The following is a 26,520-nucleotide window of genomic DNA, read 5'->3' as shown; positions in this document are numbered from 1 at the left end:
GGGCGCCGGGGCGGGTGCGACTTCGGCGGACGGGGTGGGCTCCGGCGCCGGGCCCGGAAGCGGCCCGGGCTGGGCGCCCGCAATGCCGGCGGAGCCGCCGCCCACCAGGACAAGCAGTGCCGCCGTCGCGGCGATCCTCCTCGTCGACCTCATAGTTCGCCAGACTAGATGATTCTTGCGGCGGGACGCACATCGTTGGCGCCGATCAGCGCCGATCTGAGACCCTGATCCGGTGAGCACCCGATGGCAGCGCACCGATGCCCCGCGGGGCGACGACTACGACTCGAGATGGCGGTCCCTCGCCGCCGAGGGACGCAACGTGCACGGCGAGGCCGACCTGGTGTCGGCACTGCTGGCCGAGCACGGCGGCAGCCGCGTGCTCGACGCCGGTTGCGGCACGGGACGGGTGGCGATCGCGCTGGCCGAGCGGGGTCTCACCGTGGTCGGCATCGACGTCGACGCCGGCATGCTGTCCGCGGCTCGCGCCAAGCAACCCGCGATGACATGGATCGAGGCGGATCTCGCCGACCTGGGAGCGCACCTCCGCGACGTCTTCGACCTGGCGGTGATGGCAGGCAACGTGATGATCTTCCTCGAACCGGGGACCGAGGGCCGGGTGCTCGGTGCGGTCGCGGGCCGCCTCGCGGCGGGTGGTCTGCTGGTCGCGGGCTTCCAGATCCGCCCCGACCGGCTGTCCGTGGCGGACTACGACCGGCTGGCGGAGTCGGCCGGATTGCAGCCGGTCGCCCGCTGGGCCACCTGGGACCGCGAACCGTTCACCGGCGGCGACTACGCGGTGTCGGTGCACCGGCGGGGCTGAGTCGTGGCGGCCGCCCGGCCGCTGCGGCAGACTGGCGCCGTGCAGACGGTGGAGTACGCCCCCGGCCGGCAGGCCGACCTGTTCGGCGTCGGCGGCGGACCGACGGTGCTGATCTGGCACGGCATGCAGACCGACTCGCGCAGCGCGGTGCGCGCTCTGGCGCAGCAGCTTGCCGATCACGGGGTCGCTGTCGTGGCCGCCGACTGGGATGCCCATGCCGAGGATGCGGGCAGGTCGGACCTGCTCGGATCCGTGCGATTCGCGCAGCAGCGCGCCGCCGCACCTGACGAACTCGTGGTGGTCGGCTGGTCCATGGGAGGCCTCGCGGCGGCCGGGCTTGCGCTGCGGGCCGCCGAACTCGACCTGCGGGTGCGCCATACCGTCTGTCTCGCAGGGGCTTTCATGGCCCCCGAGCCGTTCACCGGCCAGACCCTGCCGATGAGCCTGCCCCGCGACGGCCATCGCTCGCCCTTCCTTCTCTTACACGGGACGCGCGACGACGTCGTGCCGGTGACGGCGAGCCGGGAATTCGCCTCGGCGTTGCGGCGCGACGACTGGCCGGTCGACATGGTCGAACTCGACACCGATCACGCTGCCATCGCCGGCGCCACCTACGACGCCGCCGCGGACCGGTACGAGGCGGCCGAGGATGCCGCCGCCCTCGCGGTCGCCGCCGACGTCGCGGCCCGGATCGCCGCGGTCGCCACGCCTGCGCTCGGCTGACCGGGCGTCAGCCGTACAGCTCCTCGAAGCGTTCGATCGAGCGCTCGATGTCACCCTTGACCGCGCGGGCGGCGGCGGCGCCGATGGGACCGAACAGCGGACGGCCACCCAGATCGATGAGCACGGTGAACGTGCATCCGTCGGGTGCGGGCTTCACCGACATCGTCAGGGCGTACTTCGTCCCGCCGACGCCGTCACCGGTGACCTTCAGCAGTTGCGGCGGATCAAAGGTGCGGATAGTCCATGTCACCCGATTGCGCATGCCCTTGGCGCCGGCCACGCCCACCAGCGTGGTGCCTTCGCCGAGTTCTGCGGGCACCTCGCCCCGCCACCCCTGATGCATCGTGAGCCAGTCGCCCAGTTCGGAGAGATTGGACGCATGATCCCATGCCTGCTCAGGAGATATGGACAACGATCGGGTCAACTCCAGTTTGGCCACCGGCGAATGGTAACGGCGGCGGTGTCGGGGCCACCCCGGATCGATCGAAGCGGGATCGTCGTGTGTCGCCGGTCGCCGCGGTCTCCGCTTCGGCGTGCGGGTCGGCGGCCTGTCCGTTCGTCGGTCCGAATGTCCACCTGCCGAGCGGTATTCGACGGTCTGAGGGCAGAGCTTCGCTGGGCGGGTGTGTGTTTCGGGCGAGAGAGTGGAACCCCTCCATGTAGCGGTCGAGTGTTGCCAAAATCGAGCCACTTTGGTGATCTTCGTCATAGATTATCCGTATTGTGGCCGCTCTCACGGTTTTTGGAGGGCTCCGGGCGTTCTGTTAATGTCCGGCCGCATGTTTGCTCTAGCGACGATGTTGACGCTCATCAACCAGGTCTCGGGCACGCCGTACATCTCCGGCGGCGACAGCCCCGCAGGTACGGACTGCTCAGGGCTGGCCTCCTGGGTGAGCAATGCGGCCACCGGGCGACCGATCTACGGCGACCGGTTCAACACCGGGAACATGGAGAGCGCCCTGCTGGCCCGCGGCTTCAAGCACGGCTCGGAGCCCGGCGCGCTGGTCATCGGCTGGAACAGCGGCCATGCGGCTGTGACACTGCCCGATGGCACCCCGGTCTCGTCCGGTGAGAGCGGCGGCGTGAAGGTCGGTGGCGAAGGCGCCTACCAGCCGCAGTTCACCAAGCACATGTTCCTGCCGATGCCCGCCGAGCAGCCAGTGCCGCCTGCGCCGCCTGCCGGGCCCAACATCATCTCGGTCAGCATGCCGCCGGCGCCGGGTGCACCCGTGCCGCCTCCCCCGGGCGCGCCGCTGCCTCCTCCGCCGCCGCCGGGCGCGCCGCTGCCTCCTCCGCCGCCGCCGGTCGGCGCGCCGCTGCCCCCGCCTCCCGGTGCGCCGCTGCCGCCTCCCCCGGGTGCGCCGCTGCCGCCGCCCGCACCGGTGGTCGCCGCATAACACCGTCGCCCGGGCCGGTCCTGCTGTGGCAGGCTCACCGACGTGGACCTGCCGCGACCGGACCCGGCCCGCGCGCACCTCGCCGACGTGGTGCCCTCGGTCCTGGCGGCGATGAACGTCGCCGGCTTCGACCGCCGGATACCGCTGCCGCATGATGTGGCCGGTGCCTGCGTCCTGCTGATCGACGGCCTCGGCGCCGACCTGCTGGACGCCCACGCCGCCGATGCGCCCGTCCTCGCCGGCCTGCGCGGCCCCACCCTGGACGTCGGATTCCCGTCCACCACAGTGGCCGGGCTGGCCGCGGTGGGCACCGGGGTGCGATCCGGTGAACACGGGCTGGTCGGCTACTCGTTCGGGGTGCCCCACGTGGGTCTGATCAATCCGTTGCGGTGGCGCGTGCACCCATGGGGCGCCGACCTGCGCGACGAGGTGCCGCCGGAGCAGTTGCAGCCGATGGCGACGACCTTCGAGCGCGCCGCGGCGGCCGGGTTCGCGGTGAGCGTGGTCTCCGCCGCGCAGTTCACCCACTCCGGGATGACGCGCGCAGTGCTGCGCGGCGGGCGGTACGTCGGCGTGCACGGTCTCGGTGATCTCGCCGCGGGCATTCAGCGGGCCGTCGCCGACGGCGGGTTCTGCTACGGCTATCACGGCGACCTCGACCTGATCGGCCACCTGCACGGCCCGGGCTCGACGGCATGGCGGATGCAACTGCGGCAGGTCGATCGCCTGGTCGAGTCGGTGGTCGAGGCCTTGCCGCCCGGGGGGCTGCTCGCTGTGGTCGCCGACCACGGCATGGTGCGGGTCGACCCGGCCGACGTCGTCGACGTCGATGCCACCGTGTCGCTGCTCGACGGCGTCTCGGCCGTCGGCGGTGAGGCGCGGGCGCGGCACGTCTACGTGCGCGACGGGGCGGCCGACACGGTGACGGCGGCGTGGCGCGAGACGCTGGGCCACCGGGCATGGGTGGTGACGCGTGACGAGGCGATCGACGCCGGCTGGTTCGGTGACCGTGTGGCCGACGCGGTGCGGCCACGCATCGGTGACGTCGTCGCCGCGGCGCGCGGCGATGCGGCGATCGTGCGGCGCACAGCCGAGCCCATGGAGTCATCGCTGGTCGGCCAGCACGGCTCGCTCACTCAGGCAGAACAGCGGGTGCCACTGCTGCTGGCGGTCGGCTGAGCCGTCGCCGGGGGCGTGTCGGCCGTCCGCCCACCGGGTATGCGCGCGCCGTGCAGACGTTTCTGCCCTACCCGGGGTTCGCCGAGTCCGCAGCGGTGCTCGACGCGCGCCGCCTGGGCAAGCAACGGGTAGAGACCATTCAGGTGCTGCGCGCACTCACCGTGGCGGGCTACGGCTGGCGGCGGCACCCCGCGGCCGCGATGTGGGCCGGCTACGAGGAAGCACTGGTGCGCTACGGCCTCGACGTCTGTGCGCAGTGGTGCCTGTTGGGCCACGCCGACACGTGTGCCGGCACGCTGGGCTCGGATCTGGCCGCGACCACCGGGCTGGCCGTCGTCCGGAGCCAGGCCGAGCTCGCCACCGCCGGCGAGCTCCCGCCCTGGCTCGGCGACGAGGACGTCCACCGCAGCCACCAGTCCGCCCTGGTGCGCAAGGACCCCGCGCACTACCGCGCGCACTTCGCCGACGTGCCCGACGACCTGCCCTATGTCTGGCCGGACTCCGGCCGGGCCCGCCGTATCCCGTTGTGAGGACGGCCCCGAGGGTGTTGTTAACGTCTGCGCTGTGATCGTGCTGCTGCCGCCGTCGGAGACGAAACGAGCAGGCGGCGACGGACCACCGTTGCGGCTCGAGACACTGCGCTCCCCCGAGCTGACCACGGCGCGCCGTGAACTCGTCGACGACCTGGTGGCGCTGGGGGCGGACCGCACCGCATCCCGGTCCGCCCTGGGTCTCTCGGCGAAGCAGGACGCCGAGATCGACCGCAACGCGGCGTTGTACACCGCCCCCACCCTGCCCACCCTGGCGCGATACACAGGCGTGCTCTACGACGCATTGGATATCGGATCGCTCAGCGGCGCAGCGGCTTCGAGAGCCTATGCGCGGCTGGCGGTCGGGTCGGCGCTGTTCGGTCTGCTACGCGCCGACGACCAGGTGCCGGCCTACCGGCTGTCGGCAGACTCGAAGCTGCCGGGCCGCACCACAATGGCAGCGCACTGGCGGCCGTCACTGGAACCGCTGCTGGCCGAGCTCGCCGCCGACGACCTCGTCGTCGATCTGCGGTCGGGATCGTATGCGGCGCTTGGGCGGCTGCCCGGCGCGGTGCGGGTCGACGTCGTCTCCGAGCGTGCGGACGGCCGGCGCTCGGTGGTCAGCCATTTCAACAAAGCACACAAGGGCCGGCTCGCGCGCGTCCTGAGCGGTAGCAGGGCCGAGCCCGACGACGCCGCGAAGGTGGCGGCCGTGGCCAGGCGCGCCGGTATGCGGGTCGAGCGCAACGACAACGATCTGACGGTGGTCATCGCCGCCTGAGGCGTCAGTCCCAGACCCGGGCCAGCGCCGACTCCGTGCCCGGGGTGAGCGGCCGGGTCAGCATGACGGGCGCCTGGGCCATGAATCGCGGTGTGATGCCCCGGTGTTCGTCGGCGGCGTGCACGGTGAACGGGTGCACGAGGTACATGTCGCCGGGCTCGCCGGTCGCATAGCCGACCGGACATCGTTCGCTCGCCTCGTCGACGAGCGGGGCAGAGTCCTCGAAGGAGGATCGGCGGTCCCCCAGCGCGGCGGCCACCCTGCGGTGTGAGCCGATCCGGATGCGCGTCGGTGCGTCGTCGGGCCCCACGTCGGAGAGCAACGTCAGCAGCAGCAGGGTGTGCGGTCTCCCACTGATCGCCCACGATCCGTCCGGCGCCGGGGTGTTGGCGTCGATGTGCCAGCCGCGGTCCTCCGCCGGCGGCTGCGCCGGAAAGCGGACGGGGATGTTGCCGAGCGCCCCCCGCGGTAGCCAGCCACCGCGGCCGCAGACGAGGTCCAGTGCGTCGGCGAGGCGGGGGCTGCGCGAGATCTCGCCGAACGGACCGTGACCGGTGAGATCGGCCGCCCATTTCACCGGCGCGTTCCAGTTCTCGGGTTCATCCGGTGAGAGTCCGATCTGCCGCCACAGCAAGTCCCTTGCGGCGTCGGCGGTTTCGCGTCGAGCCGCCCCGGCCAGCCTGGCGAAGCCGTCGCGGATGAATTCGTCGACGTCGAGCACGTGTCACAGGGTGCCGCACCGAATACCGGTCCGGCCACCCATTTTCGACCGATCTACTCGGTGATGCCCCAGACCAGGCAGAACGTGTGTCCGGCCGGGTCCCGGTACACCCGGAAGTCCTCACCTTCCACTCCCACCTCGGTCGCGCCGAGCGCGAGCACCTGTCGTTGCGCATCGTCGACGTCATCGACCTGGATGTCGAGATGGAACTGCTGTGAGCCGCTCGGATCCGGGAACTCGGGTGGCTCGTGTTCGGGTGAGAGTTGGAAGGCCAGCCGCCGGCCGGACCGCTCGGTGAGCACGATGAAGTCCTCGTCCTCCGCTTCGATGTCTCCGCCGAGCACACCGGCGTAGAACTCGGCGAGCGCCTGCGGGTCCTTGGTGTCGACGACAACAGAGCGCAGTTTCCCGATCATGATCGTCGGGTTTCCGGTGGAGCGGCGCACCAAACGCGGAGCCGTCAGGCCTTGGCGAGCTGCTTCTGCTCGTAGAGCCGCGCCCATTCCTTGCGCGGCCGGATCGACACGTCGACGTCCGCGCCCTTGGCGCGCAGGGCACCGACCTTCGCCTCGTCGCGGGGGGTCAGCTTGAACGGATCCCAGCCGAAGAACCGGCAGCTGTTCTGCCAGGTGATCTTGTCGATGTCGGTGTCGTCAGCACCCGCCGCGAGCAGTTCGGCGTGCACCTGCTCGGGCGCGTCGGGCCAGAAGCAGTCCGAGTGCGGGTAGTCGCACTCCCACGCGATGATGTCGATGCCGATCTCGTGGCGCAGCTTGAGCGAGGTCTTGTCGGTGACGTAGCAGGCCAGGGAGTGTTCGCGGAACACGTCGCTGGGCAGCTTGTCGCCGAAGTCGCGACGCAGCCACTTCTGGTTCGTGTAGTGCCGGTCGCTGCGATCCAGGTAGAACGGGATCCAGCCGATCCCGCCCTCGGAGAACGCGAACTTCAGGTCCGGGTAGTTACGCATCGCGGGTCCCCACAACAGGTCCTGTGCGCACATCGCCGACACCTGGGTGGCCAGGATGATCAGGTTGTCGATCGGCGCGTTCGGCGCCATGCTGATCGCCCCGAACCCCGTGCCGATGTGCAGGCACATCACCACGTTCTCCTCGGACAGGGTGCGGAACACCGGGCCCCAGTAGTCCTCGTCGTGATAACTGGGCAGACCCTCGAGATGCGGCAGTTCCGGCATCGTCACGGCCCGGCAACCCTTCGCCGCGACGCGGCGGATCTCGTTGCACATCGCTTCGGGGTTCCACGTCGGCAGCACCGCGATCGGGATGAACCGGTCGGGGTAGCTGCCCGCCCACTCGTCGATGTGCCAGTCGTTGTAGGCCGACACCATCACCAGCGTGACGTCTTCGCGGTGCATGTTCAGGTGGCGCGCCGAGAAGCCGGTGAAGGTCGGGAAGCACATCGAGGCGAGGATGCCGTTGCGGTTCATGTCGCGGACGCGTTCGTGGACGTCGTAGACCCCGGGCCGCATCTCGGCGAAGCCGGCGGGGTCACGGCCCCACTCCTCGGGCGGCCACGACACCACCGCGTTGAGCCCGCTGACCCCCTGCGGCCTGCCCTGATACATCCACTGGTCGACGCCCTTGTCGTCGGTCACCACGATCGGCGCCTCGGCCTTGTACTTGGCCGGCACGTGGTTGAGGAACATGTCGGGCGGTTCCACGACGTGGTCGTCGATGCTCACCAGGATCAGGTCGTCGGTGTTCATGACTCAACTAGTACCCTCGGAAACCGTGACCGTCTCTGCGCGTCCGGCCACACGTTTGGCCGTACCGGCCAATATCGGCCATGTCGACCTGCGCCGCGGCGGCCGCGCCCTCGGCGGCAGTTACCTGTACGAGGGCGAGAAGCTGGTCACCGGCTGGCACTCGCACGACGTCCACCAGATCGAGTACGCGACCGGCGGCGTCGTCGAGGTGGAGACCGCTGCCGGACATCACCTGGTGCCGCCGCAGCAGGCGGCGTGGCTGCCCGCCGGCCTGGAGCACCAGACGACGATGAGCCCCGCCGTGCGCACCGTCGCGGTGATGTTCGACCCGCAGCTCGTCGCGGGCGGCGGGGACCGGGCCCGGATCCTGGCGGTGTCCCCGCTGATCCGCGAGATGATGCTCTACGCCCTGCGATGGCCGATCGGCCGAGCGGACGGCGATCCGGTCTCCGACGGGTTCTTCCGCACGCTCGGGCACCTGGTGTCCGACGCGCTCGACCACGAGACGCCGCTGAGCCTGCCGACGTCGGACCATCCGATCGTCGCCGCGGCGATGGCCTACACCAAGGAGCATCTGCAGTCGGTGACCGCCGAGCAGGTCAGCCGCGCCGTCGCGGTGTCCGAGCGGACGTTGCGGCGGCAGTTCCAGGACGAACTCGGGCTGAGCTGGCGAACCTATCTGCTGCACGCGCGGATGCTGCGGGCGATGGCCCTGCTGGCGTCTCCCGGGCAGTCGGTGCAGGAGACCGCGTCGGCCGTCGGCTTCGACAGCCTGAGTTCGTTCACCCGCGCGTTCACCCAGTTCTGTGGCGAGACGCCGTCGTCGTACCGCCGACGGGCCGCCCCGACAGCGTGAACATCAGCGCAGCGCTGGCCGACATCTCGTCCTACGGAATGTTCTTCACGCTCGAGGGGGGCGACCGGGACGACACGCAAGGCTGGCGGCCGATCGCCGACTGCTACCGGGACGGCTGCGCCGACCTCGTCGACCTGACCGTCACCCGGTACCGCACCGACGACCGCCGGGTCGGCGCGTCGCTGGTCCACCTCGGCCACGCCGCCCAGTTGTGGTCGCCCGTGCTGGCGTGTGTGGTCGCCCACGGCGTGCTGCCCGACCTGATGTCACTGCAGCGCGCACGCAACGGCCCGCAGTTGCGTCTGACCGACCCCGCCGGCGAGTCATACGGCACGCAGGACTGCTCGCCCGCCCGGCTGTACGACACCGTGGTCCGCGGCCAACTGGAGCGGCTTGCGGCGGGTATGCCGGAACGCCTCGCGCCCGGACTGCTGCGCGGCAACATCGCGTCCGCGCTGGTGGGCAGTGCCGCCGCGTTGGCCGCGGCACGGCCGGACCTGCGCCGCCCGGTCGTCGCGTTGACGGCCGCGCTCCTGGAATCGACGCCGTTGGCAGGGTCGGGGCGGTTCAGGGCCGGGGACATGAGGTTCCGGCGCCGGAGCTGCTGTCTGTTCTACCGCGCGCCGGCCGGCTCGATGTGTGGCGACTGCTCGTTGCGCGGTTAGAAGCCGAAGCCGAGTTCGGCGGGCGCGTCGCCGGCGAAGGCGGTGTCGAATCGGCGCAACAACTCGATATCGTTGCAGCGCAATCGATTCGCGCCCGCGAACGTCGATGCGCGATGGGTGCCGAGATACAGGCTGCCCAGCACGTCGAGGTCGGTGTGCACCTGCGCCGGTGCGTCAGTCGGCGCGCACCGGGCGCTGCCGGCGCGGATGTCCAGCGTGAATCGTCCGCCGTCGCCGCGGAATCCGTCGTCGACCTGCAGGACCGTGGAGATGTCGCCCTGATACGCGCGCGCCTCGAGCGCCGCCGGGACGTCCATGATGCGCACCCAGAGGTCGTCGGCCGCCGCGGTGGTGCGTACCAGTCGGGCGTCGGTGAACAGGTGCGGCAACGGGTCACCGGGCGGCGACCCGATGACGATCCGCTCGATCAGGTCGAGCCCGCACAGCGCCCGCCACAGCGCCACATGCGCGTCGCTGGTGACCGCCCGCAACTCCGACACCTGCGCGGTGGTGGGGCCGTCCCGCTGCACCCGGTACAACGCGTAACCGTCCGGGTGCAGGAACGCGAACCACTTCGACGCCCCGTGCCGGGAGTCCTCGCGGTCGGCCATCAGCTCGTCCCACAGCGGGGCGGGACGCAACAGCCCGCCGGGGGTGCGCCGTCGCCACCGGTCGTAGATCGCGGCGAAGTCGTCGCGGTGCCCGGCCGGATCGACCACCCTGACGCCACCCGGGTCGGGGACCGCGGCGTGGAAGCGGGCGAAGCGCCGGTCGATGGACAGTTCGCGCTCGATCGTCGCCGGGCCATAGCCGAACCGGCCGTAGATGCCGCCCTCGCTGGCCGTCAGCGCCGCCAGTGGGTACCCCGCGTCGGCGATCCGGCGGTGCAGTTCCTCGTACATCGACCGCAGCAGCCCACGCCTGCGGTGTGTCGGCGCGACGGCCACCCAGCTGATGCCGGCGGTGGGCAGCACCTGTCCCCCGGGGACGGTGAGCCGAAGGTCCAGATAGATCGACTGGGCCACGACGTCGGCGCCGTCGTCCACCACCACCGCACCATCGGAGGGGACCAGGTGCCGCCATGCGGAGACCGCGTCGGTGTGTGAGTGCTCGCCGAAGGCGGCGGCGCCCAGCAGAGACATCGCCCGCCAGTCGTCCTCGACGACCGTGCGAGGCACCGGCGGTCCGGCGGTGTCGCTCATGATGTCCGACAGTGCCACACCGCCGTCCGTGGCCGCACCTCATTTTCACCGGGTGAGTGCGAACCACGTTGTCAATGAACGGCATTGAGTAGGGTCATGCCATGCCCGACCGAACCGCCGGACTGCACGCCGCGGTGCGGCATGCGACGGAGTTCCTCGCCGGACTCGATGCGCGGCCGGTCGGCGCCCGATCGTCGGCAGCCGCAGTGCGCGACGTCCTCGGCGGACCACTGCCCGAGCACGGTGAGCACCCCGACGCCGTGATCGACGCCCTCGCGGTCGGCGCCGAACCCGGTCTGGTCGCCAGCGCCGGGCCACGGCACTTCGGCTTCGTCGTCGGTGGAGCTGTGCCCGCAGCGCTGGCAGCGGACTGGCTGGTGTCGGCGTGGGACCAGTGCGCGGCATTCCACGCACTGTCGCCGGCGGGCGCGGCGATCGAGGACATCGCCGCGGCGTGGGCGCTGGACCTGCTGGGCCTGCCTGCCGGCGCCAGCGTCGGGTTCGTCACCGGTGGGCAGGCGGCGAACACCACCTGTCTGGCCGCCGCCCGGCACGCGGTGCTGGCCCGCGTCGGCTGGGACGTCGAGGAGCGCGGCCTGATCGGGGCGCCGGCGCTGCGGGTGTTCTGTGGGGAGCAGGCGCACGTCACCATCCACACCGCGCTGCGCCTCCTTGGCCTCGGCGCCGGCACCGCGACCAGAGTGCGTGCCGACGGTCAGGGCCGGCTCGATCCGGAAGCGCTCGACCATGCGCTGTCGCGCGCCGACGGCCCGGCGATCGTGTGCGCGCAGGCGGGCAACGTCGCCACCGGGGCGTTCGACCCGTTCGGCCCCATCGCCGACGCCTGCGCCGCGCGCGGCGCCTGGTTGCACGTCGACGGCGCCTTCGGGCTCTGGGCCGCCTCGGCGCCAGGCACCCGGCGGCTCACCGCACACGTCGACCGGGCCGACTCCTGGGCCGTCGACGCACACAAGTGGCTCAACGTGCCGTACGACGCGGCGCTGGCGGTGGTCGCGCAACCGGAGGCGCACCGGGCGGCGATGAGTCTCACCGGTCCTTATCTGGTGGCCGACCCCGGCGAACGCGACAACACCAGCTACGTGCCGGAGAGTTCGCGCCGCGCCCGCTCGGTGCCGGTGTACGCGGCGATCCGGTCGCTGGGCCGTGCCGGCATCGCCGAGCTCGTCGAGCGCAACTGTGCGCAGGCGCGGCGGATGGCGGACCTCGTCTCGGCGATCCCCGGGGCGCAGGTGCTCAACGAGGTGGTGCTCAACCAGGTGCTGCTCCGCCTCCCCGGCGGTGACGCCGCCAACCGCGCCGCAATCGCCGCGATCCAGGACGACGGGACCTGCTGGCTGGGCGGCACCACCTGGCGCGGCGAGCACGTGCTGCGCATCAGCATCGCGAACTGGGCCACCAGCGACGCCGACATCGACCGGTGCGCTTCGGTGATCGCCGCGATCGCCGAACGGGTCGCCGGTTAGATGTCCACGATCCGATCGGAGGTGTAGAACTCGTCGGGGACCTGGGAGAACGGCTGCGGTTGCTCGATCGAGATCCAGGCACCCGTCGCGCCCGGCGCGATCGGACCACGCAGCGTGACGAAGCCCGACCCGGCGGCATTGGTGTTGATCGCCCCGACCGCGGTGCCCGGCGCCCCGGCCCCGCAGCCCGCCGCCGACGACCGCGGCATCTGGATGAGCTTGACCTCGTAGAAGGTGAATGGTTCTGCGACGGCCAGGTCGACGTCGGCCACCAACTCCCCCGACCCCTCCGTGCGGATGTGTGCGGTCGCCCGGCCTTCGCCCGCCGCCGACACGTATTGCAGCGGGCTGGCGTCGCAGCGGCGCAAGATGTTCGAGAACGTGATGAGCGAGGGATCGACACCCGGGGGCAGCGCGGCCGCGCCCGGAGCGCTGACCAACATCAGTGCTGCCGATCCCACCGCCGTCGCCATGGCCGCACCCGCCGCCGCGAACCGTTTCAGCTGACGCATCGCCCGAACCCCTTCGCCTTCCGACCCGACCCCGCCGTCGGTACCGACAGCTGGTTCACAGCCAACCATGGCACCTGCCGGAGCGGTCTCGTATGGGCCGAATATCCTCGGACGCGGACCGCGCTCGCCGGCGACCGGCGGACGTGGCCGACGACCACCGTCTTCAAGGGAGTAGGCAGCGCAGATGGCGAACGACAAGCAAGCGGACAAGGTGTCATCGGGCAAGGGATTCATCGCCGCGCTCGATCAGAGCGGCGGCTCGACTCCCAAGGCGCTGCGGCTCTACGGCGTCGAGGAAAGCGCCTACTCCTCCGAGCAGGAGATGTTCGACCTCATCCATCAGATGCGGTCCCGGATCATCACTTCACCGGTCTTCACCGGCGACCGGGTGGTGGGCGCCATCCTGTTCGAGCAGACGATGGACCGCGAGATCAAGGGCAAGCCGTCGGCGACCTTCCTCTGGGAGGACAAGGGCGTGGTGCCGTTCCTCAAGATCGACAAGGGTCTGGCCGACGCGTCCGACGACGTGCAGCTGATGAAGCCGATGCCCCAGCTCGACGACCTGCTCGCGCGGGGCGCGCGGGGCGGCATCTTCGGCACCAAGGAGCGATCGGTCATCGGTGGGGCGAATGCCGCGGGCATCGCCGCGGTGGTCGAGCAGCAGTTCGAGGTGGCTCGACAGGTGCTCTCGCACGGCCTGGTCCCGATCATCGAGCCCGAGGTGACCATCTCGATCGACGACAAGGCGCAGGCCGAAGAGATCCTGCGCGACGAGATCGCCAAGCAGCTCGATGCCCTCCCCGACGACCAGAAGGTGATGCTCAAGCTCACGCTTCCGACGGAGGCCAACCACTACCAGCCGCTGGTGAACCACCCGAAGGTGCTCAAGGTGGTGGCGCTGTCCGGCGGATACCCGCGCGACGAGGCCAACGCGCGGCTGGCGAAGAACGCGGGCGTGATCGCCAGCTTCAGCCGTGCACTCACCGAGGGCTTGTCCGCGCAGCAGTCCGACGAAGAGTTCGACGCCACCCTCGACAAGGCGATCCAGTCGATCTACGACGCGTCGGTGGCCGGGTAAGCCGGCCGCGGGACCGTCGGTCGGCATCGACTCGAGCATCAAAGCCGTTGTGCAGCAATGCGTCACCGGCGGTCAACCGTAGCTGTGCGGCATCGCCCGCTCTGTACAGCACCATCACGGATGACTAAGGTCGACCGATAATGACCGGACCGGTGCGTCGCAGGTTGCGCGAGGTGCTTCGGCTGGACCGACTCACCGCTTCGGTGACCCGTCGCGGGTCGCGGCCGCACTGCGAATTCATCGGGGTCTTCTTCGACCGGAACGACACCCCGGTCTACGACGTCTGCCGGCGGCCGGCCGCGTATGTGATGACGAGGCGATGCTGCGGTAACACCACGGTGCTGTGCGCCCGGCACGTCAGGGTGGCAAGGGAATCCGAATGGACCGAGTGTCAGGCCTGCCACCACATCGCGCTGTCCTGGGAGGAGTCGGCGACCAGCCTCGAGCGGATCCGGCGGGATCGTTGAGGCTTCCTGCCCGCGCGCGAGCTACCCGGCTTCGCCGAGGGTGCGAAGCAGCAGGTGCATGGCCACCGTCGTCGAACGTTCGCGAATGTCGCTGCGGTTGCCGGGCAGCCGCAGCGTGCGGGTGACGGTCCGGCCGTCCGCGAGTCGTATGCAGAAACACACGGTGCCGACCGGTTTCTCCGCCGTGCCCCCGCCCGGGCCGGCGATCCCGGTGATCGCGACCGCGGTGTCGGCCGCGAAGTGGCGCAGCGCGCCGTCGGCCATCGCGACCGCCACCGGCTCCGAGACCGCCCCGTGCGCCTCGATCAGTTGCTGATCGACGCCGAGCACCTCGGTCTTGGCGGCGTTGGCGTAAGCGACGACACCGCCGGCCACGTGGGCTGACGAACCCGGTCGTTCGGTCAGTCGCGCCGCCAGCAGGCCTGCCGTGCAGGATTCCGCCGTCGCGATGCGGCGGCCCGCCAGCCGGTCCGCGACGAGGTCGTCGACCAGGGCGCCGTCCTCGGAGAAGATCGCGCTCCCGTGATGCTCACGCAAATAGTCCGCGAGTGCGGAGTAGGCGTCCGCCCCATCCGGTTCGTAGCGGGTGACGATCTCCAATTCGCCCCGGCGCAGGCAGGTGGTGATCTCGAGGCGGTCGAATCCGGGGACCTCGCGCTCGGCGGAGCGCAATGTCTCGGCGAGCCCCGATTCGGGCAGGCCGAACATCCGCACGGTCCGCTGCTCGTACTGCGTCCGGCCGGCGATCGCCTGCTGGAGTGCCTCGGTCGCGACCGCAGCGCGCCACATCGGCTGCAACTCGCGCGGCGGGCCGGGCAGCACCAGCACCGTCGGCGCACCGGGAACCACCACACCCGGGGCGGTGCCCACCGGATCGAGTACGTGAGCGCCCTCGGGCACCATCGCCTGTTTGCGATTGGCGGCCATCACGGCGTCGAAGTCGACGCCCTCTCGGCGGGCCGTCAACGTCCGCAGGATGTCGGCGATCTTCTGCTCCAGCGCCTCGTCCAGGACGAGACTGCGGCCGCAGAACCGGGCCACGGTGGCCACGGTCAGGTCGTCGGCCGTCGGCCCGAGTCCGCCACTGGTGATGACGAGGTCGACGCCCTGGCCCGCGAGGAAGCGCAGCTGCGCCTCGACGTCGTCCGGGCGGTCACCGCACAGGGTGATGTGCGCCAGGTCGACGCCCAACTCGAGGAGACGGTCGGCCAGCCACGGACCGTTGCGGTCCTGCACCCGGCCGGTCAGCACCTCGGTCCCGGTCACCACGATTCCCGCACGCACAGCCACGGTTCACGACAGTACGCAGCGCGGCCGACGTCCCAGTGGCCGGTGCGACGACCTCGCCGTCAGTCCCGGTCGGGTCGCTGCGCGGCGCGCTGGCGCTGCTCGTCCACCTTCGCGTTCGCGCGGGCCTTCTCGGCTTCGGCCTCCTTCTGTGCAGCCTCACGCTGGGCTTCGGCCTTGTCCTGCTGCGCCTGCCCCTCACGGACCAGGTCGTCGCGGCCCGCGACGGTCCCGACCGCTTCCTTCGCCTTGCCCTTGACGTCTTCGACGACGCCGCGGATGCCCTCGGCGGGCCCGCTGTTGTTCTCAGCCATGTTGTGTCCTCTCCGTCGACGGGGCCGCAGGAGTCTGCGGCCCCGGAGTACCGGACCATCGATTCCCGTTTCCGTCATGCACCAAACCAGGGTCCAGGCCGGTGACGACATCGATTGTGTGGCAACCAATCTCGAAATCAACGCACGACGGCCTTGACCTCAACTAATGTTCAGGTCTGACACTGTGAACATGAACACCGAATTGCGGCGCATCCGGGCCGATCTCTACGAGACCCGGACCGACTCGCCCTTCCCCGGACTGACAACGCACGCTTACCTGTGGACGCGGCCTGATGGCAACGCGTTGTTCTACTGCCCCGCCACCGACGCGCAACTCGACGACATCGCCGCGCTCGGTGGCGTGGCCGACCAATACCTCTCACACCAAGACGAGGCCGGGCCGATGCTGGCGACGCTGGCCGGCCGGTTCGGTGCGACGCTGCACGCACCCGCGGCCGAGGTCGCACGGATCGGCAAGCATGCCGACGTTCACGTGCCCCTCGACAGCAGGCACGTCGATTCGCTTGGCGTGCAGGTGATCCCGACCCCGGGTCACTCCCCCGGCAGTACCAGCTACCTGGTGTCCGGCGTCGACGGCGAGACGTACCTCTTCACCGGCGACACCATCTTCCCGCGCGGTGACGGAACCTGGGGCACCTTCGTCATCCCCGGTGTCGGCGACCCCGTGGCGCTGCGGGAGAGTCTGCGGCTGCTCGGCACGCTCTCACCCGATCTGGTCATCTCCAGCGCATTCGCCGGCGACAGCGCCCACGAGACGATGACGGGGGCGCGTTGGTCTCAGTGCGTGGCCCGGGCCCTGGACGAGCTCAGCGCTTCAGCCAGCCGGTGACGTCGGTCAGCTGCCGGGTGTAGGTGGTCATGACGTCGTCGTGGTAGAGCGAGGCGCCGCTGATCGCACTGTCGCCCCGCCAGATCACCCGGACCCGCGTCGTGCCGCGCGCATAGATCTCGATGCGGTCGCGGTCGATGCGCTGCCAGCCCTTCTCCTCGGCGAGCTGCTGCAGGCCCTGCCGCTCGTCGATTGCGGTCATCCCATACCTCCTGTGGCGCGTTGCGGGCTCTCCTGCGACGGCTGATCCGAAGAGACTACGGCCCCGGCTGCCTGCTCCCGTCCCCCGGTCAGGCGTCGGAGCCGGCGAACGTCACGACGAGCACGTCGCGCCGGGCGGGCGCAGACGGGTCGACGGCGCGGATGGGTGTCACCTCGACGGCGTCACGCTGGTGGACCCCGTTCCGGGGCGGAGGAGATAACCGGCGGGGAACCGTTGAATCATCCGGTCGGAGGGTTTCTCGACCCCTGGTGGCGAGGTCAGAGCTTGTGCGGGACGTCGTTGACGAGCCCGCCGTCCATCACGAACTCGGCGCCGGTGGCGTATGCCGAATCGTCGCTCGCCAGGAACACCACGAAGGTCGCCACCTCGTCGGACTGGCCCGGCCTGCCGAGCGGGATGGTGAGCATGTTGTCGGGGAAGTGCTTGGTCATGGGGGTGCGGATGAAGCCCGGGTGGATGGAGTTCACCCGGATCTTGTGCGCGCCGAGTTCCAGCGCCGCGGACTTGGTGATCCCGCGGACCGCCCACTTGGACGCCACGTAGGGATGCACCATCACCGCACCGCGCATTCCCTCGATCGACGACACGTTGATGATGGAGCCGCCGCCTGCGGACTTCATCGCCTCGACGCTGGCCTGCATGCCCAGGAACGTGCCGGTGAGGTTGACGTCGATCACCTTCTGCCACTTGGCCATGTCGAACTTGCCGATCTGGCCCAGCGCCACGATGCCCGCGTTGTTGACGAGCACGTTGAGCAGGCCGAAATCCGTGACCGCGACGTCGACCGCGGCGGCCCATTCGTCGGCGGAGGTGACGTCCAGGTGCACGTAGCGGGCCGAGTCACCGATCTCGTCGGCGAGTGCCTTGCCCTCGTCGTCGAGGATGTCGCCGATCACCACTTTGGCGCCCTCGGCGACGAGCATCCGCGCATGCGCCGCGCCCATGCCCCGAGCGCCGCCACTGATCAGTGCAACTTTTCCGTCTACCCGTCCCATGACGCGTCAGGCTACCCTAGGGGCTCGCTCGACTAGAACCTGTTCCAGTTTTGTCGCTCGATACGAGGAGAATCAATGGCGATTCGCGTGGCCCACGTCGGCACCGGCAACGTCGGCCGGCTGGCGCTGACCGGACTGCTGACCAATCCCGCATACGAGCTGACGTCGGTTTGCGTGTCGACCCCGGCGAAGGTCGGCAAGGACGCCGGTGAGCTTGCAGGACTTGACATCTCGACGGGCATCACCGCCACCGACGACCTCGGCGTGCTGCTCGAGACCAAGCCGGACTGCGTCGTCTACTGCGCGATGGGCGACACCCGTGGGCCGGACGCGATCGCCGACGTGATGCGGCTGCTCGCGGCCGGTGTCGACGTCGTCGGGTCCGCCCCCGTGGTGTTGCAGTTTCCGTGGAAGCTGATGCCGAGGAAGTACATCGACATGGTCGAGGACGCCGCACGCGAGGGCGGTTCGAGCCTCTTCATCACCGGCGTCGATCCCGGGTTCGCGAACGATCTGATCCCGTTCGCGTTCGCGAGCACGTGCCAGCGCATCGAGCAGGTGCGCTGCATGGAGATCGCCGACTACGCCACCTATGACGGCGCCACCGTGATGTTCGACGTGATGGGCTTCGGCAGACCGCTGGACGATCTGCCCATCCTGTTCCAGCCCGGTGTGCTCAGCATCGCGTGGGGCACGACCATCCGGCAGCTGGCCGCGGGCCTCGGCATCGAGATCGACGACATCACCGAAAGCTACGAGCGCGAGCCCGCTCCCGAGGCTTTCGACATCGCCGCCGGCCACGTGCCCGCAGGCACCGTCGCGGCGATGCGCTTCGAGATCCGGGGCATGGTCGGGGGCCGTCCGGCCATCGTGGTCGAACACGTCACCCGGCTCCGTGCGGACCTCCGCCCGGACTGGGCGCAGCCGGCCCAACCCGGCGGCTCGTACCGGGTCGAGATCGCCGGCGAACCGTCCTACACCGTCGACATCTGCCCCAGTAGCGACAGGGGTGACCACAACCACGCCGCGATCGTGGCCGCGGCGGGGCGCATCGTCAATGCGATCCCAGCGGTGGTGGCTGCACAGCCCGGCATCCGCACCACCCTCGATCTGCCCTTCATCACGGGCAGCGGGCTGTTCGCCGCCGGCTAGCGGACTCCCGTCAGGAGCCTCGCACTCCGTCTCGCCCGCGCACACCGGTCCACTCGAGGTGCACGCTCGTGCCCTCGGAGGTCGGCGTGATCGACGCGTGGTCGCTCAACGCGTGCATCAGGGGGATACCGCGCCCGCGCAGCCGGTTCTGCGGCGCGGGATTCGGTGGCCGCCAGGTTCCGTGGTCGGTGATCGTGACGGTCAGCTTCTCCTCGCGCGGACTGAAGCTGGCGTGGACGTCCATCGTCCCGGCTCGCTCGGCAGTGACGTAGGCGAACTCGGCCGCATTGGCCAGGGCCTCGTTGGTCGCCAGCAGCAGATCGTTGACCCGGGTCTGGTCGAGGTCGAAATACTGCTCCAGCCACCGGGCGAGCTCTTCCCGGGTGTGAGCCGCGTGGTGGGCGTCGGCGGTGAGGCCGACGCGCACGAAATTCTCGGCATTGGCGACGTCAGCCGGAACAGAATCGATCATGGCAGTTCTGCTGTACCCGTTCGGTCCTCGTCCTATGCGGCGTCCTGTGTGGTGCTACGCACTCAACGCGGCGACAGCCTCGTCGACGGTGCTGTAGAGCGGAATGATGTCCGCGATGCCGAGTAGCTTGAGGGGGCGACTGGTCGCGGGCCCCTCGGCCACGACGCACAGCGTTACCTTCGGGGTCACCTCGTCGTGCACGGCGACCAGGATGCCCATCCCGGCCGAGGCGAGAAAGTCGACCGCGGTGAAGTCCACCACCAGAGCGGCGGGCTCCTGGGATACGGCCTTGCGGATGGCGTCCTCGAGCTGCGGCGCGGTCAGCATGTCGACCACTCCGGCGACCGACACGACCACCACCCGGTCCAGCCAGCGTTCACTGGTCTGGCAGTTCGTCGCCTCGGCGGCGGTCGAGTGCTCGACCGCGGCTTCGCGCTGTTCCTCCACTGGTCCACCTCCCGCGTGAGCCGCTTCCAATGAATACGGCGGCGCGCACGCAAACATAACGCTCGCAAGGCTGTGGGCTGAACCTGGCAAGTCCTTCGAGCGGCGGCCTGTCCGCCGCCGGGAGCGCCGGTGAAGGACGTCCGCCGACGCAACCGGGACCAGAGTAAACCAGATTTACGGCGCCACTCCCCACGGCCCGCGCGGATGCCGCGAGCGACCCGGCCCGGATCGAACCAGTCGCCCCAGCTCGTGGCGTTGCTTAGGTGAGCTCAGCAAATGCGTGGTCGGTGCGGTCAGAGGCCGGCGGGACTGCCACGCCTGCCGCGCAGGAGCACCGCGCCGAGCAGTACCACCGCGCCGACCACGGCCAGCGGGATCGTCCACGACCGCCTGCTGGACACCGCGGAGTCGCACAACGCCACGAAGTCGGTGTGCGGGACGAGCTGGTTGAGCACCGGCACGCCTCCCACACCGCTGTTGTTGGCGGACTGAGCGGCCGACATGTCGGACACCGCCGCGTTGCCGCAGCCCACGCTCTTGCCGTCCGAATCCGACACGGAGACCGGAACCAACAGCCCGATCACACCGGCGATCAGAAGGATCGCTCCGATGAGCATTGCCAATCGTCGTGCCGTCACGCACCGCTCCCTCGTCGAGGTTGTCCAGAACAGCGCGAGGCTACCCATGGCGACCGGCGGCCAAACCGAGGCGAACCCGTTGCCGCCGAGCGGTCATCGGGCCCGGCGGGCACCCCGGCGGACACCGGTGAGCTGCAGCACCGGCCAGTCCTGGCGTCGTGCCGCCGCCATGAGACCCGGACGGGGGTTGACCGGCCGGGGGTGGCCGACCAACCGCATCAAGGCCTGGTCCTCGTCCCCGTCGGCGTAGAACCAGCTGTCGCGCAGACTGATTCCACCGGCAAGGCTGAACTGTTCGACAGCGGTGGCCTTCTGCGGTCCCCAGATCACCGGCCGGACGATGTCGCCGGTGAGCCTGCCCCGGCCGTCGACCTCGAAGTGGTTGCACACCACGTGGTCGATGCCAAGGAATCGGGCCACCGGCTCGGCGTGGATGGTCAGCGCCGAGGAACTCATCACGACTGTGTGGCCGCGCTCCTGGTGTGCCCGGACCACCTCGCGCATGTGCGGGTACACCCAGGCCGCCACCCGCGCGACGAACAATCTCTCACCGAGGTCGTCGAGCTCGGCCAGCGACTCGCCGCGCAGGTATCCCGCCGCCCGGACGACGAGCCGCTCGAACTGCATCCGGCCGAGCCGGTACCGCACCGCCGCCTCCATGACGCCCAGCACCTCGCCGACCCCGGCCTGCCTTCGCCGGATGCGGTCACCGGCGTGCGCGGTCGCGGTGAAGCCGTCCACCAGGGTGCCGTCGAGGTCGAAGAAGGCCCCCACGCCGGGGCCGCCCGGACCGCCGCCGATCTCGGCCACCGATTCGGCGGGTGACAGCGCCCGGCCCGCCGCAACCCGCTTCGGATTCTCTGAAGAATTCACGTCCGCCCCAGTACATCACCCTGCACCGACACGGGCGGCCGCACTCATGACGGTCGCGGCCCCCTGCGCACCTCGGACGGGGTACCGTCGACTAAACTAGAACACGTTTCAGTTCGCTGACCGGTCCACCCTAGGAGCGCCGAATGCACACCGCCCTCTGCGACGAACTCGGAATCGACCTCCCGATCTTCGCCTTCACACATTGCCGGGACGTCGTCGTCGCGGTCAGCAAGTCCGGCGGCTTCGGCGTGCTGGGCGCCGTGGGGTTCACGCCCGAACAGCTCGAGATCGAACTGAAGTGGATCGACGAGCACATCGGCGACCATCCGTACGGCGTCGACATCGTCATCCCCAACAAGTACGAGGGCATGGATGCCACCGACCTGTCCCCCGAGGTGCTGAAGAAGACGCTCAACGACCTCGTGCCCGACGAGCACGTGGAGTTCGCCCGCAAGATCCTGGCCGATCACGGCGTGCCCGTCGACCACAGCGACGACGACGCCATGCAGCTGCTCGGCTGGACCGAGGCGACCGCCACGCCGCAGGTGGAGGTGGCGCTGCAGCACCCGAAGTGCACACTGATCGCCAACGCGCTCGGCACCCCGCCCGCCGACATGATCAAGCACATCCACGACGAGGGCCGCAAAGTCGCGGCGCTGTGCGGGTCGCCGTCGCAGGCGCGCAAGCACGCCGACGCCGGGGTGGACATCATCATCGCCCAGGGCGGTGAGGCCGGCGGCCACTGCGGTGAGGTCGGTTCGATCGTGCTGTGGCCCCAGGTCGTCAAGGCGGTCGCCCCGGTACCCGTGCTGGCCGCAGGTGGGATCGGCAGCGGCCAGCAGATCGCCGCTGCGCTGGCACTCGGCGCGCAGGGTGCCTGGACCGGCTCGCAGTGGGTGATGGTCGAGGAGTCCGAGCACACCCCCGTGCAGCACGCCGCCTACGCCAAGGCGTCCAGCCGTGACACCGTGCGGAGCCGGTCGTTCACCGGCAAGCCGGCGCGGATGCTGAAGAACGACTGGACCGAGGCGTGGGAGAACCCCGACAACCCGAAGCCGCTCGGGATGCCGTTGCAGTACATGGTGTCCGGCATGGCGGTGGCCGCGACGCACAAGTACCCGAACGAGAGTGTCGACGTCGCGTTCAACCCGATCGGTCAGGTGGTCGGCCAGTTCACCAAGGTCGAGAAGACCGCGACGGTGATCGAGCGCTGGGTGCAGGAGTACATCGAGGCCACCAGCACCCTCAACCAGCTCAACGAGGCCGCCGGCGTCTGACTCCCCGACGCGACACGCGTTGCCGCTGCGCGATGGCCGGCACCGGCGGGGTTAGCCTGACGGATGGCCGAAATGTCATCGCCGGCACGCACGTTCCGCCGCGCCGCCGGCGCGCTGCTCTGCCTTGCCCTCGCGGTAGGCGCGACGTGGACGGCCGCCCCGGCGGCCGCCCAGCCGGAGTCTGAATTCACCACGGACGAGCGGGGCTTCGTCGACACCGCGGCACACTGCCAGGGTGCTGCGGTGGCAGTCGCGTACGGCAGGACCGCGGAGTCACTGGTCGCGATCTGCGCGGGCCCGGGCGGCCAGCTCCAGTTCCGCGGCGTGCGACTCGAGGATGACGCGGCGCTGATGCTGGCCGCCGAACCGACCACCACCGGTGGCTACGTCGCGTTCAACGACGGCGTCACCTACACCGTCACGCCCGCCGCACTCACCGTGGCGTCGGGTGCGGACACTGTGATCCGGCAGCCGATGGTCGACTACCACGGCGCCGGAGAAGCCGGATAGCAGCAGCCTGCCCGTTCGTCGATCTCGATCGACGTCCGGTCTGGTGCGGCGCCCCGTCGTTATGTAGGTTTACATACATAGCGGCGGAAGGAGCCGGTGTGACCAGTCCCCGCGAACGCATGGTGGCCTCCGCGGCGCTACTGATCCGGGAGCGGGGCGCGCACCCGACGGCCATCGCCGACGTGCTCGCCCACAGCGGCGCGCCCCGCGGCTCGGCCTACCACTACTTCCCCGGCGGGCGGAATCAACTGCTCTGCGAGGCGGTCGACTACGCCGGCCAGTACATGGCGGAGCGGATGTCCCGCGCTACCAGCGCAGTGCAGATGCTCGACGCCCTGATTGCCGGATACCGCAGGCAACTCGTCGACAGCGACTACCGCGCCGGATGTCCGGTCGTCGCGGTCACCGTCGAGGCGGGCGACCCCGAGCAGCCGGGTCCGCAGCGGGCGGTCATCGAGCGTGCCGCGGCGGCGTTCACCCGCTGGGCCGACCTCATCAGGGCCCGGCTGGAGCAGGACGGCGTGCCTGCGGCGCAGTCGGAGGAACTGGCCATGCTGGTCCTCACCGCCTTCGAAGGCGCCATCGTCGTCGCCCGCGCCGGCCGCGACGTCACACCGCTGGACATGGTGCACCGCCGGCTGCGGGCACTGCTGGAGACCGCGACAGGAGACCACCGTGACGACGACTGAATGGCAACCGACCGCCTGCATCCTCTGCGAATGCAACTGCGGCATCGTGGTGCACACCGAAGACCGCACGCTGGCCAAGATCCGGGGTGACAAAGACCACCCCGCATCACAGGGCTACACCTGCAACAAGGCGCTGCGCCTCGACCACTACCAGAACAACGCCGGCCGGCTGACCTCGCCGATGCGACGGCGCGCCGACGGCAGCTACGAGGAGATCGACTGGGACACCGCGATCTCGGAGATCGCAGACGGTTTCCGGCGGATCCGGGACGCCTACGGCGGAGACAAGATCTTCTACTACGGCGGCGGTGGGCAGGGTAACCACCTCGGCGGCGCCTACAGCGGCGCGTTCCTCAAAGCCCTCGGGTCGCGCTACCGCTCGAACGCACTGGCACAGGAGAAGACCGGCGAACACTGGGTCGACGCGCAGCTCTACGGCGGGCACACCCGCGGGGAGTTCGAGCACGCCGAGGTGGCGGTGTTCGTCGGGAAGAACCCGTGGATGTCGCAGAGCTTCCCACGGGCGCGTGTGGTGCTCAACGACATCGCCAAGGATCCCGGCCGCGCCATGATCGTCATCGACCCCGTGGTCACCGACACCGCGAAGATGGCCGAGTTCCACCTACGCGTCCGGCCCGGCACCGACGCCTGGTGCCTTGCTGCGATGGCCGCCGTGCTGGTGCAGGAGAATCTCTGCGACCAAGCATTTCTCGCCGAGCACGTGAGCGGAACGGATCCGGTGATCGCGGTGCTGCGCGATGTGCCGGTGACGGAGTACGCCGCCCGCTGCGGTGTCGCCGAAGAATTGTTGCGCGAGGCGGTGCGGCGCATCGCCGCAGCCGACAGCGTCTCGGTGTTCGAGGACCTCGGCATCCAGCAGGCGCCCAACAGCACGCTGTGCTCCTACCTCAACAAGATGCTCTGGATACTCACCGGCAACTTCGCCAATCGCGGTGCCCAGCATCTTCACTCGTCGTTCGCGCCGCTGTTCGCCGCAGGCGGCGTCGGCCGCACGCCGGTCACCGGTGCGCCGGTGATCGCCGGGCTGGTACCGAGCAACGTCGTGCCGCAGGAGATCCTGACCGATCATCCGGACCGCTTCCGTGCGATGGTCGTCGAGAGCAGCAACCCGGCCCACTCGGTGGCCGACTCCGCCTCCTGCCGTGCAGCTTTCGAGGCACTCGAATTGCTCGTGGTGATCGACGTGGCGATGACCGAGACGGCCCGGCTGGCGCACTACGTGCTGCCCGCCGCCACCCAGTTCGAGAAGCCGGAAGCCACCTTCTTCAATCTCGAGTTCCCGCACAACACCTTTCACCTCCGTCATCCGCTCTTCCCGCCGCTGCCCGGCACGCTGGCCGAACCGGAGATCTGGGCGCGCCTGGTACGCGCACTCGACATCGTCGGCGAAGACGACCTGCGACCGCTGCGGCGCGCAGCCGAACAGGGGCTCGAGCCCTACGGCGAGGCGTTCCTGGCGGCCGTCGGCGCCAACCCGGCGTTGAGCCGGGTGCTGCCGTACGTGCTCTACGAGACGCTCGGGCCGACGCTGCCCGACGGCCTCGCCGGCGCCGCCGCCCTGTGGGGACTGGCCCAGAAGACGGCGATGGCCTACCCGGAGGCGGTCCGGCGCGCGGGTCACGCCGACGGCAATGCGCTGTTCCGTGCGATCCTGTCCGGCCGATCGGGTGTCACCTTCACGGTGCACGAGTACGCGGAGGATTTCACCCTGATCGGTCACCCCGATCACCGGATCGCCCTCGAGATCCCGGAACTGCTCGACGAGATCCGGGGTCTGCGTCCCGACCGGAGTCCGCTGACGTCGGTCGACTTCCCCGTCGTGCTGTCGGCCGGGGAGCGTCGCGCCTACACCGCCAACGACATCCTGCGCGACCCCGCATGGCGCAAACGCGACGCCGACGGGGCGCTGCGCATCAGCCCGCAGGACGCCGAGGCGTTCGGCCTCGCCGACGGCGGACGGGCGAGGATCACCACGGCGGCAGGCACCGCCGAGGCCGGTGTCGAGGTGACCGACATGATGCTGCCGGGGCATGTGTCGCTGCCGAACGGCTACGGCGTCGACTATCGCGACGAGGGCGGCGTCCGGGTCCCCGGCGTCGCGCCCAACGCCCTGACCTCCACCGACTGGCGCGACGCGTTCGCCGGTACACCATGGCACAAGCACGTCCCGGCCCGCATCGAGCCGGTAGCCGAAGCGGTAGCCGCGGCCGAGTAGGACTTTCCGCGTCAGGGCAGCGGCGGCGGGACGGGTGCTGGAGCGGGCGGCGGGGCCGGAGCCGGCGGTTGCGGACCGGCGGGCAGGTGCGGCGGTGGTACCGCGTTGGGATCCAGCGGGCGCTGGGTCAGCAGAAGCAGTGCGTCACGGCCGCTGACCTCCTGCGTCTGCATGGCGTGCCACAGGTCCTGGAGGTAGGACAACCCGCGCCCCGGCGCCGGGCCGGCGGGGACGTCGGACGTGCCCGGCGGCAGGTTCTCGGGACTCGGCAGGTGCGGTACGCCCGCGGCGGGCGGGGCCGCGGCGGCTGCCACCGCCTGTGCCTCGACACCCCTGTGCCTCGACACCCGGCGGCGGTGGCCCGGGCGGCGCCGGCGGACCCGGTTCGGCCGTCGCCGGCGCCGCCATCCGGATGGCGA

Annotated in this window: 31 protein-coding genes and 1 pseudogene; 17 read left to right on the top strand and 15 right to left on the bottom strand. The window is 70.2% G+C overall.

The features are described from left to right. Window positions 1-232 precede the first annotated feature (232 nt). Together H7I41_RS19175 and H7I41_RS19170 are read left to right on the top strand one after the other, a co-directional pair. Entirely contained in the window at window positions 233-820 is a 588-nt protein-coding gene (locus H7I41_RS19175; protein ID WP_264014203.1) for a class I SAM-dependent DNA methyltransferase, read from the top strand. A 39-nt stretch (window positions 821-859) separates the two neighbouring features. Further along, complete coding sequence (locus H7I41_RS19170) at window positions 860-1,543, top strand: alpha/beta hydrolase family protein (protein ID WP_264014202.1); 684 nt, start codon at window positions 860-862, stop codon at window positions 1,541-1,543. 7 nt (window positions 1,544-1,550) lie between these two features. Here the strand turns inward: H7I41_RS19170 and H7I41_RS19165 are convergent, their stop codons facing one another. After that, a complete protein-coding gene (locus H7I41_RS19165; RefSeq protein ID WP_264014201.1) occupies window positions 1,551-1,982 on the bottom strand; it encodes a type II toxin-antitoxin system Rv0910 family toxin in 432 nt (143 codons plus the stop codon). A gap of 340 nt (window positions 1,983-2,322) precedes the next feature. Here H7I41_RS19165 and H7I41_RS19160 point away from each other — a divergent pair, with 340 nt between their 5' ends. Genes H7I41_RS19160 through yaaA form a run of 4 tightly spaced genes read left to right on the top strand, consistent with a single transcriptional unit; the run spans window position 2,323 to window position 5,430 of the window. Beyond that, the gene (locus tag H7I41_RS19160; protein ID WP_264014200.1) at window positions 2,323-2,940 is read left to right on the top strand and encodes a C40 family peptidase; all 618 of its coding nucleotides are present in this window, start codon (window positions 2,323-2,325) and stop codon (window positions 2,938-2,940) included. A 42-nt stretch (window positions 2,941-2,982) separates the two neighbouring features. Further along, window positions 2,983-4,119 (top strand): alkaline phosphatase family protein, encoded by a 1,137-nt coding sequence (locus H7I41_RS19155; RefSeq protein ID WP_264014199.1) that lies wholly within the window; start codon window positions 2,983-2,985, stop codon window positions 4,117-4,119. Window positions 4,120-4,169: 50 nt separating this feature from the next. Beyond that, a complete protein-coding gene (locus H7I41_RS19150) occupies window positions 4,170-4,649 on the top strand; it encodes an MSMEG_6728 family protein (protein ID WP_264014198.1) in 480 nt (159 codons plus the stop codon). A gap of 34 nt (window positions 4,650-4,683) precedes the next feature. Beyond that, window positions 4,684-5,430, top strand: a complete 747-nt coding sequence (gene yaaA, locus H7I41_RS19145; protein WP_264014197.1) for a peroxide stress protein YaaA — start codon at window positions 4,684-4,686, stop codon at window positions 5,428-5,430. A gap of 4 nt (window positions 5,431-5,434) precedes the next feature. On the opposite strand, the gene H7I41_RS19140 is transcribed toward yaaA, so the two are convergent. From H7I41_RS19140 to H7I41_RS19130, 3 genes are read right to left on the bottom strand one after another with little or no spacing between them, the layout of a single operon-like run. Continuing rightward, window positions 5,435-6,151 (bottom strand): phytanoyl-CoA dioxygenase family protein, encoded by a 717-nt coding sequence (locus tag H7I41_RS19140; protein ID WP_264014196.1) that lies wholly within the window; start codon window positions 6,149-6,151, stop codon window positions 5,435-5,437. A gap of 53 nt (window positions 6,152-6,204) precedes the next feature. After that, window positions 6,205-6,567 carry a VOC family protein gene (locus H7I41_RS19135; RefSeq protein ID WP_264014195.1) on the bottom strand — a complete coding sequence of 121 codons (363 nt, stop codon included), beginning with the start codon at window positions 6,565-6,567 and terminating at the stop codon, window positions 6,205-6,207. Window positions 6,568-6,611: 44 nt separating this feature from the next. Beyond that, window positions 6,612-7,874 carry an amidohydrolase family protein gene (locus H7I41_RS19130; protein WP_264014194.1) on the bottom strand — a complete coding sequence of 421 codons (1,263 nt, stop codon included), beginning with the start codon at window positions 7,872-7,874 and terminating at the stop codon, window positions 6,612-6,614. Window positions 7,875-7,899: 25 nt separating this feature from the next. Between H7I41_RS19130 and H7I41_RS19125 the strand changes: the two genes are divergently transcribed. Both H7I41_RS19125 and H7I41_RS19120 read left to right on the top strand, forming a co-directional pair. Further along, on the top strand, window positions 7,900-8,730 hold the full coding sequence (locus H7I41_RS19125) for an AraC family transcriptional regulator (RefSeq protein ID WP_264014193.1): 831 nt from the start codon (window positions 7,900-7,902) through the stop codon (window positions 8,728-8,730). Next, window positions 8,727-9,395, top strand: coding sequence for a (2Fe-2S)-binding protein (locus tag H7I41_RS19120; RefSeq protein ID WP_264014192.1), 669 nt, complete (start codon window positions 8,727-8,729; stop codon window positions 9,393-9,395). Before H7I41_RS19125 ends, H7I41_RS19120 begins: the two co-directional genes overlap by 4 nt. Here the strand turns inward: H7I41_RS19120 and H7I41_RS19115 are convergent. Continuing rightward, a complete protein-coding gene (locus tag H7I41_RS19115) occupies window positions 9,392-10,597 on the bottom strand; it encodes an enhanced intracellular survival protein Eis (RefSeq protein ID WP_264014191.1) in 1,206 nt (401 codons plus the stop codon). The two genes, H7I41_RS19120 and H7I41_RS19115, sit on opposite strands and share 4 nt — an antisense overlap. Before the next feature lie 101 nt (window positions 10,598-10,698). Between H7I41_RS19115 and H7I41_RS19110 the strand changes: the two genes are divergently transcribed. Beyond that, on the top strand, window positions 10,699-12,081 hold the full coding sequence (locus tag H7I41_RS19110) for a pyridoxal phosphate-dependent decarboxylase family protein (RefSeq protein ID WP_264014190.1): 1,383 nt from the start codon (window positions 10,699-10,701) through the stop codon (window positions 12,079-12,081). Here the strand turns inward: H7I41_RS19110 and H7I41_RS19105 are convergent. Further along, window positions 12,078-12,593 (bottom strand): hypothetical protein, encoded by a 516-nt coding sequence (locus H7I41_RS19105; RefSeq protein WP_264014189.1) that lies wholly within the window; start codon window positions 12,591-12,593, stop codon window positions 12,078-12,080. The genes H7I41_RS19110 and H7I41_RS19105 overlap by 4 nt on opposite strands. Before the next feature lie 184 nt (window positions 12,594-12,777). On the opposite strand from H7I41_RS19105, the gene H7I41_RS19100 reads away from it, so the two are divergent. Next, window positions 12,778-13,671 carry a fructose bisphosphate aldolase gene (locus tag H7I41_RS19100; protein WP_264014188.1) on the top strand — a complete coding sequence of 298 codons (894 nt, stop codon included), beginning with the start codon at window positions 12,778-12,780 and terminating at the stop codon, window positions 13,669-13,671. 140 nt (window positions 13,672-13,811) lie between these two features. Beyond that, window positions 13,812-14,138 carry a hypothetical protein gene (locus H7I41_RS19095; RefSeq protein WP_264014187.1) on the top strand — a complete coding sequence of 109 codons (327 nt, stop codon included), beginning with the start codon at window positions 13,812-13,814 and terminating at the stop codon, window positions 14,136-14,138. Window positions 14,139-14,159: 21 nt separating this feature from the next. Here H7I41_RS19095 and H7I41_RS19090 read toward each other — a convergent pair whose 3' ends face one another. Next, window positions 14,160-15,428 carry a competence/damage-inducible protein A gene (locus H7I41_RS19090; RefSeq protein ID WP_264014186.1) on the bottom strand — a complete coding sequence of 423 codons (1,269 nt, stop codon included), beginning with the start codon at window positions 15,426-15,428 and terminating at the stop codon, window positions 14,160-14,162. 59 nt (window positions 15,429-15,487) lie between these two features. Beyond that, window positions 15,488-15,739, bottom strand: a complete 252-nt coding sequence (mbp1, locus tag H7I41_RS19085) for a microaggregate-binding protein 1 (RefSeq protein WP_264014185.1) — start codon at window positions 15,737-15,739, stop codon at window positions 15,488-15,490. 190 nt (window positions 15,740-15,929) lie between these two features. On the opposite strand from mbp1, the gene H7I41_RS19080 reads away from it, so the two are divergent. Then, the gene (locus tag H7I41_RS19080; RefSeq protein ID WP_264014184.1) at window positions 15,930-16,589 is read left to right on the top strand and encodes an MBL fold metallo-hydrolase; all 660 of its coding nucleotides are present in this window, start codon (window positions 15,930-15,932) and stop codon (window positions 16,587-16,589) included. On the opposite strand, the gene H7I41_RS19075 is transcribed toward H7I41_RS19080, so the two are convergent. Continuing rightward, window positions 16,567-16,791: a hypothetical protein gene (locus H7I41_RS19075; RefSeq protein WP_264014183.1), complete on the bottom strand. Its 225-nt coding sequence runs from the start codon at window positions 16,789-16,791 to the stop codon at window positions 16,567-16,569. The genes H7I41_RS19080 and H7I41_RS19075 overlap by 23 nt on opposite strands. Before the next feature lie 278 nt (window positions 16,792-17,069). Next, a complete protein-coding gene (locus tag H7I41_RS19070; RefSeq protein ID WP_264014182.1) occupies window positions 17,070-17,807 on the bottom strand; it encodes a glucose 1-dehydrogenase in 738 nt (245 codons plus the stop codon). Window positions 17,808-17,882: 75 nt separating this feature from the next. Here H7I41_RS19070 and H7I41_RS19065 point away from each other — a divergent pair, with 75 nt between their 5' ends. Further along, entirely contained in the window at window positions 17,883-18,959 is a 1,077-nt protein-coding gene (locus H7I41_RS19065) for an NAD(P)H-dependent amine dehydrogenase family protein (protein ID WP_264014181.1), read from the top strand. A 10-nt stretch (window positions 18,960-18,969) separates the two neighbouring features. On the opposite strand, the gene H7I41_RS19060 is transcribed toward H7I41_RS19065, so the two are convergent. The 4 genes from H7I41_RS19060 to H7I41_RS19045 form a co-directional block, all read right to left on the bottom strand. Further along, window positions 18,970-19,431 carry an ATP-binding protein gene (locus tag H7I41_RS19060; protein WP_264014180.1) on the bottom strand — a complete coding sequence of 154 codons (462 nt, stop codon included), beginning with the start codon at window positions 19,429-19,431 and terminating at the stop codon, window positions 18,970-18,972. Between the two features lie 54 nt (window positions 19,432-19,485). Then, window positions 19,486-19,878, bottom strand: coding sequence for an STAS domain-containing protein (locus H7I41_RS19055; RefSeq protein WP_264014179.1), 393 nt, complete (start codon window positions 19,876-19,878; stop codon window positions 19,486-19,488). A gap of 293 nt (window positions 19,879-20,171) precedes the next feature. Further along, entirely contained in the window at window positions 20,172-20,516 is a 345-nt protein-coding gene (locus H7I41_RS19050; protein ID WP_264014178.1) for an aminopeptidase, read from the bottom strand. A 93-nt stretch (window positions 20,517-20,609) separates the two neighbouring features. Further along, window positions 20,610-21,389: an HAD family hydrolase gene (locus tag H7I41_RS19045; RefSeq protein ID WP_264014177.1), complete on the bottom strand. Its 780-nt coding sequence runs from the start codon at window positions 21,387-21,389 to the stop codon at window positions 20,610-20,612. 143 nt (window positions 21,390-21,532) lie between these two features. Here H7I41_RS19045 and H7I41_RS19040 point away from each other — a divergent pair, with 143 nt between their 5' ends. The 4 genes from H7I41_RS19040 to H7I41_RS19025 all read left to right on the top strand — a co-directional run bounded on the left by H7I41_RS19040 (window position 21,533) and on the right by H7I41_RS19025 (window position 26,101). Further along, the gene (locus H7I41_RS19040; RefSeq protein WP_264014176.1) at window positions 21,533-22,666 is read left to right on the top strand and encodes a nitronate monooxygenase; all 1,134 of its coding nucleotides are present in this window, start codon (window positions 21,533-21,535) and stop codon (window positions 22,664-22,666) included. Between the two features lie 72 nt (window positions 22,667-22,738). After that, a complete protein-coding gene (locus H7I41_RS19035; RefSeq protein ID WP_264014175.1) occupies window positions 22,739-23,176 on the top strand; it encodes a hypothetical protein in 438 nt (145 codons plus the stop codon). A gap of 98 nt (window positions 23,177-23,274) precedes the next feature. Then, window positions 23,275-23,865, top strand: a complete 591-nt coding sequence (locus H7I41_RS19030; RefSeq protein ID WP_264014174.1) for a TetR/AcrR family transcriptional regulator — start codon at window positions 23,275-23,277, stop codon at window positions 23,863-23,865. Further along, window positions 23,852-26,101 carry a molybdopterin-dependent oxidoreductase gene (locus tag H7I41_RS19025; protein ID WP_264014173.1) on the top strand — a complete coding sequence of 750 codons (2,250 nt, stop codon included), beginning with the start codon at window positions 23,852-23,854 and terminating at the stop codon, window positions 26,099-26,101. The genes H7I41_RS19030 and H7I41_RS19025 overlap by 14 nt, the downstream gene beginning before the upstream one ends. A gap of 11 nt (window positions 26,102-26,112) precedes the next feature. On the opposite strand, the pseudogene H7I41_RS19020 reads toward H7I41_RS19025, so the two are convergent. Then, window positions 26,113-26,520 (bottom strand): annotated as a pseudogene (locus H7I41_RS19020) (hypothetical protein); the annotation flags it as partial.

Source organism: [Mycobacterium] manitobense, from assembly GCF_025821665.1.
In the GTDB taxonomy this organism is placed as follows: domain Bacteria; phylum Actinomycetota; class Actinomycetes; order Mycobacteriales; family Mycobacteriaceae; genus Mycobacterium; species Mycobacterium arseniciresistens.
This window is presented reverse-complemented; position numbering and strand designations above follow the sequence as displayed.